Consider the following 19,233-nt stretch of genomic DNA (forward strand, 5'->3'; position numbering starts at 1 on the left):
GGGAGGTGTCCCACTGACGGGGATACGCGACGAAGCCCGGCCCGGTCAAGCGATTTCGCAGGAGCAGCAATACGCGGCGGCGGATTGTGACAGTTTAGTGAATGTGACAGGGATAGCGGGTCAGTCACGCCGAAACGGAACCCGCCGATGGCCACCCATGTGCTTCTGCTCGTCCTGTTCTCAGCGCTGATGCATGCGAGCTGGAACGCCATCGTCAAATCCGGCGAGAACAAACTCGAGGAAACCGGGCTGGTCGCGGGCGCAGCCGCCGTCATGGCGGCCTGCGTGCTGCCGTTCGTCGGCCTGCCCGCTCCGGCAAGCTGGCCCTGGGTCATCACCTCGGCGGCGGTTCACCAGATTTACTTCATGCTCGTGGCGGCGGCCTATCGCGCCGGAGACATGGGCCACACCTATCCGCTGATGCGCGGTACCGCGCCGCTCATCGTCGCCCTTCTCAGCGCCGAACTGCTCGGCGAAACCCTCACGGCGGCAAGCTGGGCGGGCATCGGCCTGATCTGCGGCGGCATCCTGCTGCTGGCGATCCATCGCCACGCCAGCCATCGCGCGACCATGATCGCCGTCGCCAACGCGATGGTGATCGCGTTCTACACCATCGTCGATGGCCACGGCGTGCGGCTCTCCGGCAATTCGGTGGCTTACGTTCTGTGGCTCAATCTTCTGAGCGGCGTTCCGCTGTTCCTACTGGTGTGGCTGCGCGACCGGCCGAAGGTGTGGGGCATGATGCGCACCAACAGCCTGAATGCCGTGGTCGGCGGCGGCTGCAAGCTCGGCGCTTACGGACTTGCGCTGTGGGCGATGACGCAGGCGCCGGTCGCCGCGATCGCCGCGCTGCGCGAGACATCGGTGCTGTTCGGCGTTGCGATCTCGACGCTGATCCTGCGCGAACGCAGCGGCTTGCGCCGCCTCGTCACCGCCGCGCTGATCGCCGCGGGCGCGGCGGCGCTGAAGCTCGCGTGAGTTTTCAGGACGTCAGAATTTGTAGCCGAGGCCGCCGCGCACGGTGTTGATGTTCACATCAGCGCCAGCGTTGACGAAGCGAATGTATTCCCACTCGGCGCGAGCGAAGACATTGCCGAACAACATGGCTTCCGTGCCGATGCCAGCCGTATAGCCGTAGAGCATCTTGCCGCTTATCCCGTCGCTCGCCGACAATGTCACAGGCGTAGCGGCTTGCGCCGCAGCCGAATCCGCTCCTTTCTGATCCGAAACGGAAACAGCACTGTAGATATTGCCACGCCCTAACGCGGCACCGCCAAAAACGTAGGGCATGAAATTGCCCCAAACATATCCGGCACGAGCTCTAATCGTTCCCATATCGCTGATGGATATCGACTTGGACGAATTCACCGTGACGATGTGATATTGGCTATCGCTGGTCAGCGTCATACCCCTACTGACCGGCGTAGAGACAGACGCCCCGCTAAATGTCCCATGCATGTAGTTGGCTTCAACGCCAAGAACGATGTCGTCCCATTGGCTGTTGTAGCCGACGAATCCACCAACCTGACTTTGGTGGGTATTCGTCTTGCCACCAAGCAACGGCCACGAGGAAACATTCATCTCGCTTTCGATATTTGTATTTGCAAGCAAGGCTGCAATCATCGAACTGTTTGAGTTCGCGAAATTCATATCGGCGGAGCCATAGCCCGCCTGCCCGCCGGCATAGAAGCCCTGCCAGTTGACGACGCCACGGCTGATACCGACCGGCCCGCGCAAGGCTGAAAAATCCGGAAGGTCCGCGGCCTGCGCGGCCTGTGCCGCTCCCGCAACCATCATCGCCACCACCAGCCGACGCATCGCAACACTCCTCGATACCAACGCTTAACCCTGTCCAATCATCGCCCGTTAACCCTAACAAATCGTGTCCAGACCCTGTCCGCGCAAAAGAAAACGGCGCGGAAATCCGCGCCGTTTTCGAATTATATCGTGCAGCGACAATCAGCCCTTGGTGATGAGCGGGGGCGCGTACATCGGTGCTGGATCGATCGCCCAGCGCACGCCGAGTTTCACGTCATGCGAGGTGATGCGGTTGAAGTGCATCGCCTGATTGATCGTCGTTCCGCTGGTATTGTAAAGGATGCCTGTCACGCCATCGCCCATGTCAACGTAACGATAGGCCAGTTCCATCGTCCAGTTCGGCGAGATCTTGTAGGCAAGGCCGGCGTGCAGGGCCCATGCGAAATTCCATTTCGAAGCATCGCTCGCTATGCCGGTGAGGGTGCCATCGTCATGATAATCGTTGAAGCCAGCCAATGTCACACGCGCCGCGCCGATGCCCGCGCCGACGAACGGCGTGATGCACCACCATGTTCCGAGATCGGCATAAGCATTGGTCAGGAAAAGCCATTCCGACTTATGGCCGGTATAGTTATCGGGAAGACCCGCACCGCCTCCGGCAAGTGTGAAAGTATCCCGCCCGGTATAATTCGATTTGGCGCGATACTCACCGGTCACATCCATGCGAAACCACGAATTGAACTGATAACCTGCGCCGACCCCGAAGATACCTGCCTGGCCGAAATGCGTGCTCTGCTGTAGCGAGCTCGGGATTATTTGGGCTGGGTTGTCGTATGTAGCGTAATGCCGGTCCTTGATGCTCTGATTGCTCAAACCGATATCGCCGCGCAGGTACCAGCCACCGAATTCCTGCACCGGCGGCGGCGCGTAAGGCGGCGGCATCGGCAGGTCGGCGGCGAGCGCCGCGCCCGACAACAATGAAGCCGCACCGGCGGCAACAATGGATTTCACGTAACGCATCGGATGGTCCTTTCGTCCAGTGAGGCAGGACGACGCAAAGGCCTCACTCAAAAATCCTCAGCCGGACGATGGCACCAAATGCTTAAGCCGCACTTAACCCTAATTCTTAACCGCGATTTTTAATGCAGGTGAAGAGATGCGATTAACGCTCCGCTAACGCGCGCGCCCAAAGCCTTAACGAGAGGTTGATGAAAGGCGTGCGCAGCCGACCGAGCGCGAGAGAGCACTCGCGCGTGGCGGCCGAGCCTCAGGAAAATGTCAGGCACGCTGACGTTTCAGTTGCGGCAGGAACACCGCGAGCAGCCCGATCGCGGGCAGGAACGCACACACCTGATAAACGTAGTCGATGCTGGTGCGATCCGCGACATAGCCGAGCACGGCCGCGCCGATGCCGCCGATGCCGAACACGAACCCGAAGAACAGGCCGGAGATCATGCCGAAGCGATGCGGCATCAGTTCCTGCGCATAAACGATGATCGCGGGCATCGCCGAGGAGATGATGAAGCCGATCAGGATGCTGAGCACGAGATTGCCGGTGAGGCTCGCGTAAGGCAGCATCAGCGTGAACGGCAGCGCGCCGACGATCGAAAACCAGATGACGTATTTGCGGCCGAACCGGTCGCCGAGCGGGCCGCCGAAGAACACGCCGCAGGCACTCGCAGCGAGAAACACGAACAGATAGATCTGTGCGGTCTGCGTCGAGACGCCGAACTTATGGATCAGGAAGAAGGTGTAGTAGCTGTTGATGCCGGCGAGATAGAACGCCTTGGAAAAACACAGCACCACCAGCACCACCAGCGCGAACTTCACGCGCCCCGAGGACAGGCCGACGGATTGACGTTCCGCATGCGCCTGCTTCCGTGTCGTCATGCGCGGCTTGTACCAGGCTCCCAGCCGCCACAGGATCACGATGGCAATCGCCGCCACGCCGGAGAAAGCGACGATGCTGCCCTGCCCGAACGGCACGACGATCAGCGCCGCCGCCATCGGGCCGAGCGCCTGCCCGAAATTGCCGCCGACCTGAAACACCGATTGCGCGAGACCATAACGGCCGCCCGACGCCGCGCGGGCGATGCGCGCCGATTCCGGATGGAAGACGGCCGAGCCGGTGCCGACCAATGCCGCCGCGATCAGGATCACGTAGTAGTGATGAGCGACGCTGAGCAGGATCATGCCGACAAAGGTGAAGCCCATGCCGAGCGCCAGCGATTGCGGCTTCGGGTGACGATCGGTGTAAATGCCGATCAACGGTTGCAGCAGCGACGACGTCACCATGAACGCCAGCGTGATGAGGCCGATCTGGCTGAAGTCGAGGGAATAATTCTCCTTCAGGATCGGATAGATCGACGGCAGCAGCGATTGCAGCAGATCATTCAGGAGATGCGACAGGCTCACCGCGCCCAGCACGGCGAACGCCGCCGTCGATGCCTGCGCGGGCGGCGGATCGTCGGTCACGATGGGGGCTGACGTGAGATCTTCCGAAAGAATGACTGGCTTGTTCAAATGCGCACCGGAGCCGTTGAAAATCGCGTTCCAACCTACGGGCAGATTCCCCGGCCCGCTAGGCGGCTTTCGTCATATCCGAAATGCAACAGACCCGGCCGAGAGTCCCGCCGATGGCGGCCTTCAGGCCGCCGCGCCGAGGCTCAAGGCAGATACGATCATATCGACCGCTTCCTCGACACGGTCGCGGTCGTCGCCTTCGCCCATCACGCGGATCACCGGCTCGGTGCCGGATGAGCGCACCAGAAGGCGGCCGTTGCCGTTCAGCTTCTTCTCGGCATCGGCGATCGCCGATTTCACCTGCGGATTCTCAAGCGGCTTGCCTGCGCGGTAGCGCACGTTCTTCAGGATCTGCGGCAGCGGCTCGAAACGGTGACACACTTCCGAAACCGGACGGCCGAGCTTCTGCACCACGGCGAGCACCTGCAACGCCGCGACGAAACCATCGCCCGTGGTGGTGAAGTCCGACATGATGATGTGACCGGACGGCTCGCCGCCAAGGTTGTAGCCATGCGCCAGCATCTGCTCGAGCACGTAGCGGTCGCCGACCGGCGTGCGCACCATCGACAATCCCTCACCCGCGAGGAACCGTTCAAGGCCGAGATTCGACATCACGGTGGCGACGATGCCGGGCTTCGCCAGCCGGCCGTCTTCCTTCCAGCTCTGCGCGATCACGGCGAGCAACTGATCGCCATCGACGAGATGGCCATGCTCGTCGATCACCAGCACGCGGTCGGCGTCGCCATCGAGCGCGATACCGACATCGGCACGCATCTCGCGCACCTTGCGGCTCAGCGTCTCGGGAGAAGTCGAGCCGCATTCCTTGTTGATGTTGAAGCCGTCGGGCTCCGCGCCGATGGTGATGACATCCGCACCCAGTTCCCACAACGCTTCCGGCACCACCTTGTAGGCAGCACCATTGGCGCAATCGACCACCACGCGCAAACCCTCAAGATTGAGGTCACGCGGCAGCGTGCGCTTGGCGAACTCGATGTAACGATCATGAACACCATCGATGCGCCGGGCACGGCCGAGATGCGCGCTCTGCGCCAGCCGCTTGTCGATGTTCTCGTCCATCAGTTCTTCGATCTGCAACTCGACCTCGTCGGACAATTTGAATCCGGACGGGCCGAACAGCTTGATGCCGTTGTCGTCGAACAGGTTGTGGGAAGCCGAGATCATGACGCCGAGATCGGCGCGCATCGATTTGGTCAGCATCGCCACCGCGGGCGTCGGAATGGGGCCGAGCAGCAGCACGTCCATGCCGACGGAGGTGAAGCCCGCGACCATCGCGTTCTCGATCATGTAGCCGGACAGCCGCGTATCCTTGCCGATCACGACGCGATGCCGGTATTCGCCGCGCTGGAACACGAGTCCCGCGGCCTGCCCCACCTTCAACGCCAGCTCCGGCGTAATCAGGCCATTGGCGCGGCCACGAATACCGTCGGTGCCGAAATACTTGCGAACCATCTTTGTCCCCGAAAACTTGAACCCCGCCGCGAACGCCGCCAAACGGCGCGCTTCGCCAGAATGCTTTTTCAAGCATGCTCCTCAATCGAGCATGCTCCCTTATAAAGAGCAGGCGGTTGAAACCGCTTCAAAAAATATGATGAATCATTACGGCCGCCAAGCTGCCCAAAGGCGGTAATCCCGATCCTGCTTAACGCCGGACTTCCATCTTAAGGCATTGAATTCATTGAATCCGTCAAGTGCCGCCGGGCCGTTTCCGGCGCGCCGGGTGTGGCTGGGTCACGCTGACCGGATCGGACGCGGGGAAGGAATCCTCCAGCCCCTCCTCGAGCTGATCTTCCAGATCCTTCCGATAGTCCGGCGCTTTCGGATCGCCCTTGGCCTTCTTGCCGGCTGCCGCAGTATGGTTCCGATCGGCCATGATCGCCTCCATGGACAAATGTCCCGGACCGAAGCGCGGCCGCCGTCACGCGACATCACCGGCCGCCGGTCCCGAACGACCCAACGATACCCCCAAACGGGTGCGAGGCATATCGGTGTCTCGCAGCGGCGCGCATGGGCGCGGCGACATCACATCGGCGGCGTCAGGCCGTCGATGCCAACGCTGACGCGCGATGTCTCCAGCGCGCCATCTGCCGTGCGCGCCGTCGCGGCGATGATGTGGGCGCCTTCCCGAAGATCGGAGCGTTTGCCTGGCACCAGTTTCACCACCGCCGTCTCCGGCGTGACGACGACCTGTTTTTCGCCGCCACGGTATTTCACCGTCAACGTGGAGCCATCATTGCTTTCCACCATCTTGTCGAGGCCGCCATTGGTCATGCTGCTGTTGGGCGCGGTGTCCCAGGGCCGCGTTCCTTCGCCCGCGCCGCGCAGCGAATCCGGGAACAGATGAATCTCGGTGGCTTTCTGGTTGCCCTGCGCGTCGGCGACCGAGGTAACGCCGATATAAGCGCCGGGCGCGATGTCCGGCATCGCTATCTTCTCGACGCCGGTGATGGCGGCATTCGGCGTCATCTTGATCGTGACGTTGTGACCATCGGTTTTCTTCACGATCAAGAGATCGCCATTGATGGATTCGATCATGCCGCGCACACGGGATGCCGGCGGTTGCCGCATGTCGGCAAAAGCGGATGTCAAAGTCAGCAGCGAAGCGGCGAGGCAGATGGCGAGAAGGCGTAACAACGGCATGATCATTCTCCTGATTCCGCCATCAAGTTACGCGGCAAATCTGGCAAGCGTTTCGACGCTCACGCAGAGGTGAGATCGGCCTCGACCAGCGCGCGCAATTCCGGCGTCACTTGCGGACGCTTCCCGAACCACAGCTCGAACCCGCGCACGGCCTGATGCAGCAGCATGCCGAGACCATCGGCGGTCCGCAGACCACGCGCCTTCGCAGCCCTCAGCAACGCGGTTTCGAGCGGCACATAGACGAGATCGGCGACCGCCGCATCCGCCCGCAAGGCAGATACGTCGAACGGCAAGGACGGCTGCCCTTTCATGCCGAGCGAGGTGGTGTTCACCACGAGGCCCGCCTTCGGCAGGATCGCACCCACATCGTCCCAGGCGGCCACGCGAACCCGCTCGCCGTAAGGCTGCGCCAGTGCCTGCGCGCGATCGCGGCTGCGATTGACGAGATGGATGCGCGCAACGCCACGCTCGATGAGCCCGAACACCACCGCGCGCGCCGAGCCGCCCGCGCCCAGCACCACGGCCTCGCCATCCGCATTCCAATCCGGTGCGGATGCATCGAGATTGCCGATGAACCCCTCGACATCGGTATTGGTCGAATGCAGGCCGCCGTTCGCGAAATACAGCGTGTTGGCCGCGCCTACCGCGCGGGCGCGCGCGTCCGGCGTCGAGAGCGCGAGCGCCTGCTCCTTGTGCGGAATGGTGACGTTCGCGCCGCGATAACCGCGCGCGGCAAGCGAACCGATGAAATCCGCGAACGCCGCTGGCTCCACCGCCTCGATGCGATAGTCGCCCGCGATGCCGAATTGCTTCAGCCAGTATTTATGAATGATCGGCGAACGCGAATGCGCGGCCGGCCAGCCGATCAGGCATGCGGCAGGATCTGCGTTCACGGGATTTGCGTTCACCGACAGCGCTCCGTTGGATTCGGCCAGCCGCGCAACGTCGCACGGATCAGCGGTCAGATCACGCGGCGGCGGAGGCTGTCAATGCAGCCTGGCGCTTGATCTCATCCACCGCACCCGAAATGTCGCGGCGATAGCGCACCATGGGCGGGCGGGCGCCATGGACCAGCAATTCGCGCCGCGCCTGATGCGACGTGCCGGTCAGAACGACGCGGATGCCCCGTTGCCGGGCCTTTGTAGCGACGCGCGCGATGACATTGGCGGCGGAGGAATCGAGCAGCGGCACGGCCTCGAAATCGATCACCAACCCCTTGTGACCGCTCGGAACTTCGTCGAGCACCGCGCCGATGGTGGACGCCGCGCCGAAAAAGAAGGCGCCGGAAATGCGGTAAACGATGACATCCGGATCGGTGGCCAACGCCGAATCGTAAGGAGTGCGCTCGCTGGAACCGTCGGCCTTGTCGTCTTCCACCCATGGGCCGGGAATTTCAGTCGCGGTCGCCGCCGAAGCCATCCGATGGATGAACAGCATCGCGCCGAGCGCAAAGCCGACCACGATGCCTTCGGTGAGATCGCGAAACACGGTGAGCAAGAACGTCGCGAGCAGCACCGCGGCATCGCCCCAGGACGAGCGCACCAACGTCGCGAACTCGTGCTTCTCCGCCATGGTCCATGCGACCACGACCAGCACCGCCGCCAGCGTGCACAGCGGAACGTAACTCGCAAGCGGCGCAGCGATCAGGATGAACAGCAGCACGGACACCGAATGCATGATGCCGGATACCGGGCTGCGCGCGCCGGCGCGAATGTTGGTGGCGGTGCGCGCGATCAGGCCGGTGACGCAGATGCCGCCGAACAGCGCCGACGCCATGTTGGCGACGCCCTGCGCCACCAGTTCGCAGTTCGAGCGATGCCGCCGTCCCGTCATGCCGTCTGCGACCACGGCCGACAGCAGGGATTCGATCGACCCCAGAAGTGCGAAGGCGATGGCGTCGGGCAGCACCGCCTGAATCTTCTGTAGCGAGAAGACCGGCAGCACGGGGGCTGGAATCGATTCAGGAATGCCGCCGAAGCGCGAGCCGATGGTTTCCACCGGCAAGCCCAGCATCGCGGCTGCAACAGTGGCAAGCACCACGCCGATCAGAATGCCCGGCCAGTTCGGGCGCAGGATGCGCAGCACGACCATCACCGCAATGGTCACGACCGCCAGCAGTACCGCCGATGGATTGATTGTCCCGATCACGCCGCCGAGCGCGGCGAGCTTGGGCAGGAACGCCGCCGGTTCGTGGCCCGGCAGATTGAGGCCGAGCAGATCCTTGATCTGGCTGGCGAAGATGATGACCGCGATGCCCGCCGTGAAACCCACTGTCACCGGATAGGGAATGAACTTGACGTAAGTCCCGAGCCGCAGGAATCCGGCCGCGATCAGGAACACACCGGCCATCATCGTCGCCAGGATCACGCCGTCGAGGCCGTGATTTTGCACCGTCTGGGCAACAAGGACGATAAAGGCACCGGCCGGGCCGCCGACCTGGAAACGGCTGCCGCCGAGCAGCGACACGAAAAGACCACCGACGATGGCGGTGTAAAGGCCGCGATCCGGTGTGACACCCGAGGCGATGGCGATCGCCATCGACAATGGCAGCGCGACGATCGCAACCGTCAGTCCCGCCACCACGTCGGCACGGAAACTCGAGAGGTCATAACCCTCGCGCAGCACCGTGACGATCTTGGGTGTATAGAGTTCGACAAACGTGGGGCCGACGGGCTTGCCTGACGATACGGGCGATGCTTCGGAAGCCCGATGTCCCGCCTGACTATTCACCGGCCCGGCCGAAGCTGGAGGCTTTGCACGCCCGCCGCGACGCTAAGCCCCGTTTGTCCCTGCACGCTCAATGGTTGCAGGGCGAAGGAATTGGCCGAGCCCCCGACCAGCGCATTGGCGCCGAGGCCGACGCCGACCGCGGCGCTCGCATCGACACCGGCGTAGTCGCCGGACAAATCACCAGCTCCAAGCTGAACAGTTGGCGCGAACACGACCCACGAGACGGCGGTCTGATCCGTGATGCCGAGGTCGAGGCCAACCTTGGTGACGGTCGCTATGTAAAGATCGTCCGGTCGGCCGTTGGCGCGAAAGACGCAGCCGAGATTGTTCATCGATCCGACCACCAGCCCGACATGGGGCCCGCCACGGCATTCGATGACGCCCGCCTGCACCCGGCCCTGCTGGGCGTTGGCAGCGGCGGTCAGCGCAAAAAGAGCGGCGGCGGCAAAGGACGAAACTGCGAGAGCGCGGCGCATGAAATCCCCCAATCAGGAGCCGCGCACGGACTCAGGAAGCGGCCCTTCCCTTTTTATCCCCAGCCGTGGGGGGACTTCAACCGGATCGCATCCGGGAGCCACCAAAAGCCCATAAAAAAACAGGCCCGCTGACGCGGGCCTGTCCGATATATTCCATCCGCCAGAATTAGCGGTGATGACGATGGTGGCGGTGATGCCGCTTCTTGGCATGGCCACGGTGCACATAGCCAACCGGGCGCAGCTCGAGGTTGACGATACCGCCCGAGACATTGAGGCCGGTCTGGCCCTGCAAGCTGAGGGGTTGCAGCGCGAACGAGTTGGCCGAGCCGCCGACCAGGAAGTTGCTGCCGCCGCCGACGCCGATCGCGGCATTACCGCCGACGCCCGCGTAGCTGCCGGAGAGATCGCCCGGGCCGACCTGGACGGTCGGAGCATGAACGCGCCAGCCGAAATCGGTCTGGCTGGTCGCGCCGAGGTCGACGCCGAAGCGGCGGACGGTGGCGACATAACCTTCGGGACGACGGCCACGGCCCTCGAACACGCAGTCAAGATTGGTCGTGGAGGTCAGGATCTGGCCGACATTCGGACCACCGTGGCAGCGAAGAACGCCAACCTGGACGCCCTGCTGCGCATTCGCAGTCGCGAACGACGCAAGAAGAAGGGCAGATGCTGCGCCGACAAGGTAAGAAAGTCGCATGGGAAGTCTCCGGCTACACGAATCGATATCGATGCGTTGGGAAAGGAAGGAAGATAGAGAGAGGAAAGCGCATAACACGCTGCCCTCCCGCTGCAAGTCACAATGCCGAGAATAGTTACAAATATCTACCGCAAATTCGCACAGAACCGCTGGATGCGATTGCATGCTTCTTCGAGATCGCTGTTCTTGGTGGCGTAGGAAATACGGAATGCCGGGCCCAGGCCGAAGGCCGATCCGTGCACCACCGCGACGCCCTCGCTCTCCAGAAGCTCGGTGACGAAATCCTCGTCGTTTTCCAGCTTCTTGCCGGAGGGGGTCGTCTTGCCCATGGTCCCGGCGCAGGACGGATAGACATAGAACGCGCCTTCCGGGCGCGGGCACTGAATGCCGTTGGCCTGGTTCAGCATCGAGACCACCAGATCGCGCCGTCCCTTGAACAGCTCCGCATTGGTCGCGATGAAATCCTGCGGGCCGCTCAGGGCTTCCAGCGCCGCCCACTGCGAGATCGACGACGGATTCGAGGTCGATTGCGACTGGATCGTCGCCATCGCCTTGATGAGCTGGGTCGGGCCGCCGGCGTAACCGATGCGCCAGCCGGTCATGGAATAAGCCTTCGACACGCCGTTCACCGTCAGCGTGCGGTCGAGCAGCTTCGGCTCGACCTGCGCGGGCGTGACGAACTTGAAGTTATCATAGACGAGGTGCTCGTACATGTCGTCCGTCATCACCCAGACATGCGGATGCTTCACCAGCACGTCGGTGAGCGCCTTCATCTCCGCTTCGGTATAGGCCGCACCGGTCGGGTTCGACGGCGAGTTCAGGATGATCCACTTGGTCTTCGGCGTGATCGCCTTTTCCAGATCGGCGGCCTGTAGCTTGAAGCCGTGTGCGGCGGTGCAGATCACCGGCACGGGCTCGCCACCCGCCAGCGCCACCATTTCCGGGTAGCTGACCCAATATGGCGCCGGGATGATGACCTCGTCGCCCGGATTGATGGTCGCCATCAGCGCGTTGTAGAGCACCTGCTTGCCGCCGGTGCCGACCGTGATCTGGTTCGGTACATAGGTCAGGCCGTTCTCGCGCTTGAACTTGGCGACGATCGCCTCCTTCAGCTCGGGGATGCCGTCAACCGCGGTGTATTTGGTCTTGCCGGCCTCGATGGCCTTGATCGCCGCCAGCTTGATGTTGGCCGGGGTATCGAAGTCCGGTTCGCCCGCGCCGAGGCCGATGACGTTGCGGCCAGCCGCTTTCAACTGCCGCGCTTTATCCGTGACCGCGATGGTCGCGGACGGCTTCACGCGGTCGAGGGCGGCGGACAGGAACGGCATCATTGTCTCCATTTGGGCAAGCGAAGGCCGGGACGCACCGGGATTCGCGGATTTTGGCTAAAAGTGCGCCGCACACTAGGACCGGCGGCGGTGCATCGCAAGAAGGTTCGCTGCAAAGCTGGGAAATTTCGGGATTGTGAACGAAAAAGCTCCCTGAATCGGGCTTGAACGCGGCACTCGCCTGCCCGCCCCGGAGACAGGCATTCCCTCGATCTTAACGGGACGCGAACCCGGCCCTGATAAGCCGGACATCGGTTACCTCTCTCGTTTCAGGCCCCGGAATGGATGTCTTCCAACCCTCCTTGCAGCGGCTCAACCGCGCGATCTGGATCGTGGTCGCGGCGATGGGCGCGAGCATCGTCATCGCATCGCTGATCGGGCCGTTTCACATCGAATGGGCGTCGTTCACGACAGCGACGGGCGCCTGCATTCTGTTATGCGCCGCGAACTGGTTCTACACTTCGGTCCGCCGGGACCCGAACATCGGCGGTGCGCTGATGAGCACCGCGCAGATCGTTGCGTTCACCGCTGTCGGCGCGCCGCTATCCTACGTCGCCGCAAGCGCCGGGTTTCCCTTGCAGGACGCCCTTCTCGCCAGTTGGGATCGTCATCTCGGCATCGACTGGTCTGGATACGTTTCCTTGATCACCAGCCATGCATGGCTCTCCCGGATTTTCGCGTTGGCCTATGCGAGCTTCACGCTGCAAGTCATCACGACAGTACTGATACTTGGATTCGCCGGGCACATCCGGCGCCTGAACGTCTTCGTTCAGGCATTCATGCTGACGACTCTCCTCACTATCGGCATATCCGCCGTCCTCCCCGCCATGGGGCCGTGGCTTTTCTACCATGCGCAACCCGCTATCGCTCATGGTGCTGTCCCCGCGTCGTCGACAAGCTGGCCCGTCTTCCTCGGTCTTCGAGACGGCACATTCCATGCGATGTCGGGGTTGAATTCGGAAGGCATCATCACTTTCCCGAGTCTGCACGCGGCTCTCGGCGTGCTTTTCGTGCTGGCCCTTTGGCGTGTGCGCGGACTGCGATGGATATCGCTCGCCATCAACATGATGATGATCATGGCAACACCTTTCGCGGGCAGTCATTATGTCGTGGATGTCATCGCCGGAATTGCCATCGCATTTGCCTGCTGGCTGATAGCGCACCGGATCGTTCGCAACGATCTGGCAAACGATATGACGCGACTTCCCCCGGTCGCGGATTCTCCCTCGATCGTGCCGCCCATCGAGAGCAATGGAACAGGCGCAATCGTGACGGACGGTCTCGCCCCGACGCGAGTCTCGCCCGGGACCGCAACCGTCAGGCGCCCGGATATCGCCAAAACGTGATCCTGTCGCGGCGCGGCAAAATCCTGCTGCAAGGGCGGCTTGAAAGAGAGCTTTCAACTATTCCAGGCCGCCGGCCTTGCGGGGACATCGCCCGCACCTCATTGTCTGGGCCAACGATTTTGCGGTCCGCCGCCCAGTGAGACGAACGACGGATGTACAAGCTCTATTCGATGCAGCGCTCCGGCAACAGCTACAAGGTCCGGCTGGCGCTCGCCCTCCTCGGCATTCCCTTCGAAGTGGTCGAGATCGACATTCTTCGCGGCGAAAGCCGCACGCCGGATTTCCTCGCGATGAATCCGCGCGGACAGGTGCCGCTGCTGGAGGTCGCCGAAAAGCACTACCTCGCCGAGTCGAACGCAATCCTGTGGTATCTCGCCATCAACACGCCGCTCGCGCCGGAAAGCGCCATCGAGCGCGCCGAGGCGCTGCAATGGATGTTCTTCGAACAGCACGCGCTGGAGCCGAGTGTCGGCGCGGCCTATTTCTGGCTGGCGCTGGTGCGCGGCGGCCGCGACCTGCAAATGCACGCGCTGGAAGACTGGATGGAGCGCGGCTACGGCGCGTTGGGCATGGTCGAAGCCCACCTCAAGGCGCACGACTATTTTGTATCGGGTCACCTGACCGTCGCGGACATCGCGATGTACGGCTACACCCACGTCGCCGAGCAATGCGATTTCAGCCTGCGAGAATTTCCCGCGATCCGCGACTGGCTCAAGCGCGTCGAAAGTCATCCGCGCTTCGTGCGGATGGACGGGATTCGCGAGCCCTCCCTCAGTGCGGAAAGGGCGTGAGCTTGCAGCACTGAGCGGCCGGGGATAACGGGCACAACCCTGGAACCCGCCGCGTTTCCGCCATAGTTCTGGCCACTAGCGCCAAATTTCAAACGGTAAAATCTGTCACATCTGGATGCGTGGTGATTCGCGCCACGTCCAGGATGCCGTGCCATGATGCGTTCGAAGATCGTTGACCGGGGCTTCCAGTATCCTTCCGCCCCCGCGCGCCGCGCCGCCCATGACCTGACGGCCGCAGCCATTGCAGCTGCGTGCCTGTCCGTGTGCCTCGTCGTCTCGCTTGCGATACTTTCGATCTGGTTCGTGAGCAGCATCGCTTGAATTCCCGCCCGCCCTTTTTCTCGGGGTTGCCGATGAAGATACCCGTCATCTTCGTCGCGGTGTCGCTGGCCGCCGCCATTCTCGTGCTGGCTTCGCTGCTGATCCTGACGCGGGCGGACAGTAGCGACACGAAAATTCTCGGCAGCACGGCGCTCACGGCGCCCGGACTTCGCCCCTCTCAACCCTTCTGGAAGATGAAGAACGCGCCGACCGCTATGAAGGCAAAGCCGACCGCCTGATTCCAGCCCAGCGGCTCCTTGAGATAGAACGCCGAAAATCCCGCGAACACGATCAGCGTAATCACTTCCTGAATGGTCTTGAGCTGCGCCGGCGAATAGACCGCGCTGCCCCAGCGATTGGCCGGCACCGCCAGCCAGTACTCGAACAGCGCGATCCCCCAACTGACCATGATGACAAGAACCAGCGGGCTCTCCTTGAACCGCAGGTGCCCGTACCAGGCGAAGGTCATGAAACAGTTCGAGGCAAACAGCATCAGGATCGGCAAAATCGTGGGCGAAATGGTCGGCATCGGTTTTCCTTGATGAAAATAGGGGAAGGCTGGTTCAACGCCCCCGGCCCCGAATGGATCGTTGTGCCGGAGAAAAATCTGTCGCGCGGATGTAACAAACTCCGGCTAGCTTTTGGAAGCGGGCACCTTTGCCCATCGTTCGCCTTTGCGGCCTCAGTCAGCCCATGCAGCTCCCCCTGCACCATGACTGGCGGTCGCATTTTTTTGCGACCTGCCCTGCGGTAGCAGGATATAAGCGGCTCGCCCAATGTCTTGTTCCGGTTCGTGATGATCCGCGCCGCTTCCGCCATTCTCGCGCTGAGCCTGACCTTTCTGGTGCTGGCGCCGTTTCATCTTCTCGGCCTCGCCTTGCAGAACGATTTGCAGCGCAAGGTGCCGGTGCTGTTTCATCGCATCGTCTGCCGCATCCTCGGCGTGCGCATCCACGAGATCGGCCAGCGCGCCTCCGCCGGACAGACCCTGATCCTGTCGAACCATGCGTCCTGGCTCGACATCTCCGTGCTCAGCGCACTGGCACCGGTGGTGTTCGTGGCGAAATCCGAAGTCGCGGGCTGGCCCATCTTCGGTACGCTCGCGAAATTGCAGCGAACCGTGTTCATCGAGCGCGAGCGACGCCACAAGACCGGCGAGGCGACCGCCGAAATGGCAAACCGTCTGCACAATGGCGACAGCGTCGTGCTGTTTCCGGAAGGCACCTCAAGCGACGGCATCCGCATCCTGCCGTTCCGTTCGGCGCTGGTCGGCGCGGTGCATCACGCCATGGGCGACGGCAGAAAGAATATCGTGGTGCAGCCGGTGTCGCTCGCCTACATGAAGTTCGGCGGCGTGCCGGTCGGCCGCGCGCTGCGCGACAAGGTCGCCTGGTATGGCGAAACCGATCTCGTGCCGCATCTTCTGGGCGTGCTGGCGGCGGGCGCGGTGGATGTCACGGTGAGCTGGGGCGAGGCCATCGCCTGCGATCTCGATGCCAGCCGCAAGCAGATCACGCGTAACGCGGAAACCGCCGTGCGCACGATGACGGCGTCAGCGCTTCGGGGCACCCCGCAACAAGCTTAGACGATCAGCCCCTGCATTGGCCTGACGGCGGCACTGTCCGGAAAGACGCGGTCCGCAAGCACCCGGTCGCCGAGACCGAGATGGTCCCGCAACAATCCCTTCAACACGCCGCGCAGATCAGTGGTCGGTTTGAGATCCCGGTCCTGATACAGGTCGGCGACCTTCAGCCCCGGCCAGTCGGAGATCACGCGCCCGCCCTTGATGGCTCCGCCCGCGAGCAGCGCGATCGTGCCGGTGCCGTGGTCGGTGCCCGAGGTGCCGTTGATACGGGCAGTGCGGCCAAACTCGGTCACGACCACGATCGCGGTATCGCGCCATTTGGCGCCGAGACCCGTTTCGAAATCTGCAAGCGCGCCGTCGAGGCCCGCCAGCAATTGCGCGAGCCGCCCGACCGGCCCGCCCTCGTTGGCGTGCGTGTCCCATCCGTCAAACGCGAGCGCGGCGACCCGGGGACCGTCATCCTTCGCCATGATCCGTGCAGCGCCCTGCGCGGCCAATCGCATCGCGTTGACACCGTTCATGTTCGGCTTCATGCCGCCGTCGTTTGTCGCGAGCTTGTCGATCTGCAAACCCTGCGACAGCGCGCTGGCGAGCGAAGGATCGCGATGATTGTAGAGATCGAGCAGGCGCATGGCGGTGTCGTCGGCCGCCTGTGGAAGCCGCGCGGGCACCCAACCGACCGTCGGCGCCGGGCCGCGCAATACCAGCGGCGTCGTCGCGCCGACGCCGAGGCCGCGTCCGGCACGCTCGCCGCGCGGCAGATTTTCCAGGGCGCGATTGAGCCATCCGCTCTGCACCCGGCCGGGGCCGGCAAAGCCGCTCTCCAGCACGTCCTGCCCGTCGAAATGCGAACGGTCGCGATAGGCGGTGGCGGTCGCATGAATCACGGCGGCGTTGCCGTTTTTATACATCCGCGCGAATTCCGGCATCGATGGATGCAGCGCGAAAAAGGAATCCAGCGCGATCGCCGGATGAGGCCCATTAAGCGCCAGCGCAATCGAACCGTGCAGCCCCGCATAATCGGGATCGCCAACCGGCGCGACGGTCGCAAGCCCATCGAGCGCACCGCGCAGGATGATCGTTATCAGATGCGGATCGCGCCCATCGGCGGCACGCGCGAATTTCGGCAGATACGCCCATGCGGCGAAGGCCGCGCCACCAAGAAGCAGCGTGCGCCGGGACAGACCGCGCGGCGTTCCATCTTCGCAGCATTCAAGGAAACGATCATGCATGGTTCATCTCCTCTGGAATTCCGGCGACATCAAAAGCAGAGCCAGAGCCTGCTGGCGCGTTTCCGCGCGCGCGATCGCCTTGCGTGTATCGTCCGAGGCCGCCTCGCCCGCGCAGGCTTCCAGCACATCGTTCGGATTCAACATGTCGGCGATGCGTGAGGAAATCTGCGAGGCGACATCCAGCCGCAACTTCATGTTCTCGGGCGACGCCCATGTCGCGCTTGCATCCGAAAAACCATTCGGTCCGGGCGGCGTCCACAGCGGCTGGCCGAGAAGATTGAGCGCGCCGAGATAGCGGCCGGGATCGTCCGGAATGCGGCCCATGACCCGTCCGGTGGCCACGAGAAATTCATCCGGCGTGCGGATTTTCGTCATCGGCGCCGCCCAGACTTCGTCTGAATCGACAAGCGCCGTCGCGAGCGCCCTGAGATCGCCGTCGGTGTTCCTGAATGTTGTTTCCAGTTTCGCCACCAGTACAGGCGGCGGGTTATCGGCGACGAAATGCGAGGCCAGTTTGTGCGCGATGAATTTTGCCGTCGCCGGGCGGCGCGCGATGTCGCTCAGGGCTGCCTCACCCTGCCTGACGCCCGTATCGTCGTAAACCTTGCCCAACAATTTTTGCGGGCCGGGTTCATGCGCGTTGGCATTGAAGATGAAAGTGCCGGGCTCGCCGAGCCGTCCCGCCCGCCCGGCAAAAGTCCATCCCGTCAGGATGGCGGCAAGCGTGGTCACGTCCTGCTGGGTATAACCGTTGCCGACGCCCAGCGTGTGCAACTCCATCAGCTCTCGCGCGAGATTTTCATTGAGCCCGCGCTTGCGATTTCGTCCCGCGCGCGAATTCGGCCCGATCGACTGCTGGTTGTCGAGATAGAACAGCATCGCCGGATGCTGCTCCACCGCACGCAGCATGTCGCCGAACCGGCCGAGCACATGCGGCCGGATCGCTTCCCGCTCAAAAGAGCCGGCCCATATGCGCGCAAGCTGCCCCTTGTTCGCCGAAATGCAGAAATGGTTCGACCAGAATCCGACAAGCCGCTCCACAAAACCGCTTTCGGCCATCGTCGCGCGCTGCACGCGCGCCAGCGCCTCGGCACGATAGGTTCGCTGGATCACATTCGGAGGCTGAGGCGAAGACGGCTTCGCGGCGACCTCGTTCGCGAGCGGCCGCATGATGGCGGCAACCTTCGGAGCCGGCTTGCCCGTATCGGCCGACTTATCGTCGGATGCCATGGCAAGCGCTTGCGCGGCCGCCTTGCGCTGCTGTTTGACCTCGGCCTGATAGTCGAAAGCGGCCTGCGCCAGCACCGGCGTTGCCTGCAAACCGGGAACATCGAGCAAAGCGATATTCCGGCGGCTGAGTTCCGCCTTCACGAAATCCCGCGGGTCTGAGGCCGCGCTGGCAAAGTCACCCGCACCGCCGCCGCGCGCGCCCAATCCAAAACGATTTAGAGCTACCAGCGCCGCCTGCGGATCGCGTGCCATCTTGCAGATCGCCTGTTCATCGGTTCGTATAGACGCGGGCCATAACGCACCGCTCCATATGAACATGATCTGAAAGTTCGGCTAAACCCTGTGTCCCGTCATGAAATCTTCGTCACAAAATCTCGATCAATCCCGCCGGATCACCTGCGTCCGCTGCGGCGCGGCCTTCACATGCGATCTGTCGGGGCGTTGCTGGTGCGCCGGGGAAACCGTGCGCCTGCCAATGCCGCGCGAAGGCGAGGACTGCCTGTGCCCCGCCTGCCTGCGCGCCAGCGCCCACGGACCCGATCAATCGAACCCGTGAGC

At 63.0% G+C, this 19,233-nt stretch carries 21 protein-coding genes; 7 read left to right on the top strand and 14 right to left on the bottom strand.

From position 1 onward, the window contains the following. The first annotated feature begins 147 nt into the window (after positions 1–147). Positions 148–978 carry an EamA family transporter gene (locus tag AFIC_RS13495; protein ID WP_275246741.1) on the top strand — a complete coding sequence of 277 codons (831 nt, stop codon included), beginning with the start codon at positions 148–150 and terminating at the stop codon, positions 976–978. 12 nt (positions 979–990) lie between these two features. On the opposite strand, the gene AFIC_RS13500 is transcribed toward AFIC_RS13495, so the two are convergent. The 11 genes from AFIC_RS13500 to AFIC_RS13550 form a co-directional block, all read right to left on the bottom strand. Beyond that, a complete protein-coding gene (locus AFIC_RS13500) occupies positions 991–1,818 on the bottom strand; it encodes an outer membrane protein (protein ID WP_275246742.1) in 828 nt (275 codons plus the stop codon). Positions 1,819–1,959: 141 nt separating this feature from the next. Beyond that, positions 1,960–2,778 (bottom strand): outer membrane protein, encoded by an 819-nt coding sequence (locus tag AFIC_RS13505; protein WP_275246743.1) that lies wholly within the window; start codon positions 2,776–2,778, stop codon positions 1,960–1,962. Between the two features lie 258 nt (positions 2,779–3,036). Next, on the bottom strand, positions 3,037–4,281 hold the full coding sequence (locus AFIC_RS13510; RefSeq protein WP_275246744.1) for an MFS transporter: 1,245 nt from the start codon (positions 4,279–4,281) through the stop codon (positions 3,037–3,039). Between the two features lie 123 nt (positions 4,282–4,404). Continuing rightward, entirely contained in the window at positions 4,405–5,751 is a 1,347-nt protein-coding gene (gene glmM / locus AFIC_RS13515) for a phosphoglucosamine mutase (RefSeq protein ID WP_275248735.1), read from the bottom strand. Positions 5,752–5,986: 235 nt separating this feature from the next. Continuing rightward, complete coding sequence (locus AFIC_RS13520; protein ID WP_275246745.1) at positions 5,987–6,172, bottom strand: hypothetical protein; 186 nt, start codon at positions 6,170–6,172, stop codon at positions 5,987–5,989. A 149-nt stretch (positions 6,173–6,321) separates the two neighbouring features. Further along, positions 6,322–6,939 carry a DUF5666 domain-containing protein gene (locus tag AFIC_RS13525; protein ID WP_275246746.1) on the bottom strand — a complete coding sequence of 206 codons (618 nt, stop codon included), beginning with the start codon at positions 6,937–6,939 and terminating at the stop codon, positions 6,322–6,324. Between the two features lie 59 nt (positions 6,940–6,998). Next, the gene (locus AFIC_RS13530; RefSeq protein ID WP_275246747.1) at positions 6,999–7,832 is read right to left on the bottom strand and encodes a shikimate dehydrogenase; all 834 of its coding nucleotides are present in this window, start codon (positions 7,830–7,832) and stop codon (positions 6,999–7,001) included. A gap of 73 nt (positions 7,833–7,905) precedes the next feature. Further along, positions 7,906–9,669: a SulP family inorganic anion transporter gene (locus tag AFIC_RS13535; RefSeq protein ID WP_275246748.1), complete on the bottom strand. Its 1,764-nt coding sequence runs from the start codon at positions 9,667–9,669 to the stop codon at positions 7,906–7,908. Continuing rightward, complete coding sequence (locus tag AFIC_RS13540; protein WP_275246749.1) at positions 9,666–10,145, bottom strand: DUF992 domain-containing protein; 480 nt, start codon at positions 10,143–10,145, stop codon at positions 9,666–9,668. The genes AFIC_RS13535 and AFIC_RS13540 overlap by 4 nt, the downstream gene beginning before the upstream one ends. Before the next feature lie 166 nt (positions 10,146–10,311). Further along, positions 10,312–10,842 carry a DUF992 domain-containing protein gene (locus AFIC_RS13545; protein WP_275246750.1) on the bottom strand — a complete coding sequence of 177 codons (531 nt, stop codon included), beginning with the start codon at positions 10,840–10,842 and terminating at the stop codon, positions 10,312–10,314. 125 nt (positions 10,843–10,967) lie between these two features. Further along, positions 10,968–12,170 carry a pyridoxal phosphate-dependent aminotransferase gene (locus AFIC_RS13550; protein ID WP_275248736.1) on the bottom strand — a complete coding sequence of 401 codons (1,203 nt, stop codon included), beginning with the start codon at positions 12,168–12,170 and terminating at the stop codon, positions 10,968–10,970. Between the two features lie 281 nt (positions 12,171–12,451). On the opposite strand from AFIC_RS13550, the gene AFIC_RS13555 reads away from it, so the two are divergent. The 4 genes from AFIC_RS13555 (at position 12,452) to AFIC_RS13570 (ending at position 14,867) form a co-directional block, all read left to right on the top strand. Continuing rightward, positions 12,452–13,516 (top strand): phosphatase PAP2 family protein, encoded by a 1,065-nt coding sequence (locus AFIC_RS13555; protein ID WP_275246751.1) that lies wholly within the window; start codon positions 12,452–12,454, stop codon positions 13,514–13,516. Positions 13,517–13,668: 152 nt separating this feature from the next. Further along, complete coding sequence (locus AFIC_RS13560) at positions 13,669–14,307, top strand: glutathione S-transferase family protein (protein ID WP_275246752.1); 639 nt, start codon at positions 13,669–13,671, stop codon at positions 14,305–14,307. Between the two features lie 153 nt (positions 14,308–14,460). Continuing rightward, a complete protein-coding gene (locus AFIC_RS13565; protein WP_275246753.1) occupies positions 14,461–14,628 on the top strand; it encodes a hypothetical protein in 168 nt (55 codons plus the stop codon). Between the two features lie 32 nt (positions 14,629–14,660). After that, on the top strand, positions 14,661–14,867 hold the full coding sequence (locus AFIC_RS13570; RefSeq protein ID WP_275246754.1) for a hypothetical protein: 207 nt from the start codon (positions 14,661–14,663) through the stop codon (positions 14,865–14,867). Here AFIC_RS13570 and AFIC_RS13575 read toward each other — a convergent pair. Then, positions 14,807–15,157, bottom strand: coding sequence for a DMT family protein (locus AFIC_RS13575; RefSeq protein WP_275246755.1), 351 nt, complete (start codon positions 15,155–15,157; stop codon positions 14,807–14,809). The two genes, AFIC_RS13570 and AFIC_RS13575, sit on opposite strands and share 61 nt — an antisense overlap. A 267-nt stretch (positions 15,158–15,424) precedes the next feature. On the opposite strand from AFIC_RS13575, the gene olsA reads away from it, so the two are divergent. After that, a complete protein-coding gene (gene olsA, locus AFIC_RS13580; protein WP_275248737.1) occupies positions 15,425–16,213 on the top strand; it encodes a lyso-ornithine lipid O-acyltransferase in 789 nt (262 codons plus the stop codon). Here the strand turns inward: olsA and AFIC_RS13585 are convergent. Together AFIC_RS13585 and AFIC_RS13590 are read right to left on the bottom strand one after the other, a co-directional pair. Then, positions 16,210–17,445, bottom strand: a complete 1,236-nt coding sequence (locus AFIC_RS13585) for a DUF1501 domain-containing protein (protein ID WP_275246756.1) — start codon at positions 17,443–17,445, stop codon at positions 16,210–16,212. The two genes, olsA and AFIC_RS13585, sit on opposite strands and share 4 nt — an antisense overlap. A gap of 3 nt (positions 17,446–17,448) precedes the next feature. Then, positions 17,449–18,927, bottom strand: a complete 1,479-nt coding sequence (locus tag AFIC_RS13590; protein WP_275246757.1) for a DUF1800 domain-containing protein — start codon at positions 18,925–18,927, stop codon at positions 17,449–17,451. Positions 18,928–19,027: 100 nt separating this feature from the next. Between AFIC_RS13590 and AFIC_RS13595 the strand changes: the two genes are divergently transcribed. Continuing rightward, a complete protein-coding gene (locus AFIC_RS13595) occupies positions 19,028–19,231 on the top strand; it encodes a cysteine-rich CWC family protein (protein ID WP_275246758.1) in 204 nt (67 codons plus the stop codon). The last annotated feature ends 2 nt before the right edge of the window (positions 19,232–19,233 follow it).

Origin of the sequence: [Pseudomonas] carboxydohydrogena, assembly GCF_029030725.1 — a bacterium.
Taxonomy (GTDB): domain Bacteria; phylum Pseudomonadota; class Alphaproteobacteria; order Rhizobiales; family Xanthobacteraceae; genus Afipia; species Afipia carboxydohydrogena.

Coding starts and splice junctions, on each gene's coding strand:
- AFIC_RS13495 (WP_275246741.1), top strand. CDS start 148: ATGGCCACCCATGTGCTTCTGCTCGTCCTGTTCTCAGCGCTGATGCAT.
- AFIC_RS13500 (WP_275246742.1), bottom strand. CDS start 1,818: ATGCGTCGGCTGGTGGTGGCGATGATGGTTGCGGGAGCGGCACAGGCC.
- AFIC_RS13505 (WP_275246743.1), bottom strand. CDS start 2,778: ATGCGTTACGTGAAATCCATTGTTGCCGCCGGTGCGGCTTCATTGTTG.
- glmM (WP_275248735.1), bottom strand. CDS start 5,751: ATGGTTCGCAAGTATTTCGGCACCGACGGTATTCGTGGCCGCGCCAAT.
- AFIC_RS13520 (WP_275246745.1), bottom strand. CDS start 6,172: ATGGCCGATCGGAACCATACTGCGGCAGCCGGCAAGAAGGCCAAGGGC.
- AFIC_RS13525 (WP_275246746.1), bottom strand. CDS start 6,939: ATGCCGTTGTTACGCCTTCTCGCCATCTGCCTCGCCGCTTCGCTGCTG.
- AFIC_RS13540 (WP_275246749.1), bottom strand. CDS start 10,145: ATGCGCCGCGCTCTCGCAGTTTCGTCCTTTGCCGCCGCCGCTCTTTTT.
- AFIC_RS13545 (WP_275246750.1), bottom strand. CDS start 10,842: ATGCGACTTTCTTACCTTGTCGGCGCAGCATCTGCCCTTCTTCTTGCG.
- AFIC_RS13550 (WP_275248736.1), bottom strand. CDS start 12,170: ATGCCGTTCCTGTCCGCCGCCCTCGACCGCGTGAAGCCGTCCGCGACC.
- AFIC_RS13555 (WP_275246751.1), top strand. CDS start 12,452: ATGGATGTCTTCCAACCCTCCTTGCAGCGGCTCAACCGCGCGATCTGG.
- AFIC_RS13560 (WP_275246752.1), top strand. CDS start 13,669: ATGTACAAGCTCTATTCGATGCAGCGCTCCGGCAACAGCTACAAGGTC.
- AFIC_RS13565 (WP_275246753.1), top strand. CDS start 14,461: ATGATGCGTTCGAAGATCGTTGACCGGGGCTTCCAGTATCCTTCCGCC.
- AFIC_RS13570 (WP_275246754.1), top strand. CDS start 14,661: ATGAAGATACCCGTCATCTTCGTCGCGGTGTCGCTGGCCGCCGCCATT.
- AFIC_RS13575 (WP_275246755.1), bottom strand. CDS start 15,157: ATGCCGACCATTTCGCCCACGATTTTGCCGATCCTGATGCTGTTTGCC.
- olsA (WP_275248737.1), top strand. CDS start 15,425: ATGATCCGCGCCGCTTCCGCCATTCTCGCGCTGAGCCTGACCTTTCTG.
- AFIC_RS13585 (WP_275246756.1), bottom strand. CDS start 17,445: ATGCATGATCGTTTCCTTGAATGCTGCGAAGATGGAACGCCGCGCGGT.
- AFIC_RS13590 (WP_275246757.1), bottom strand. CDS start 18,927: ATGGCACGCGATCCGCAGGCGGCGCTGGTAGCTCTAAATCGTTTTGGA.
- AFIC_RS13595 (WP_275246758.1), top strand. CDS start 19,028: ATGAAATCTTCGTCACAAAATCTCGATCAATCCCGCCGGATCACCTGC.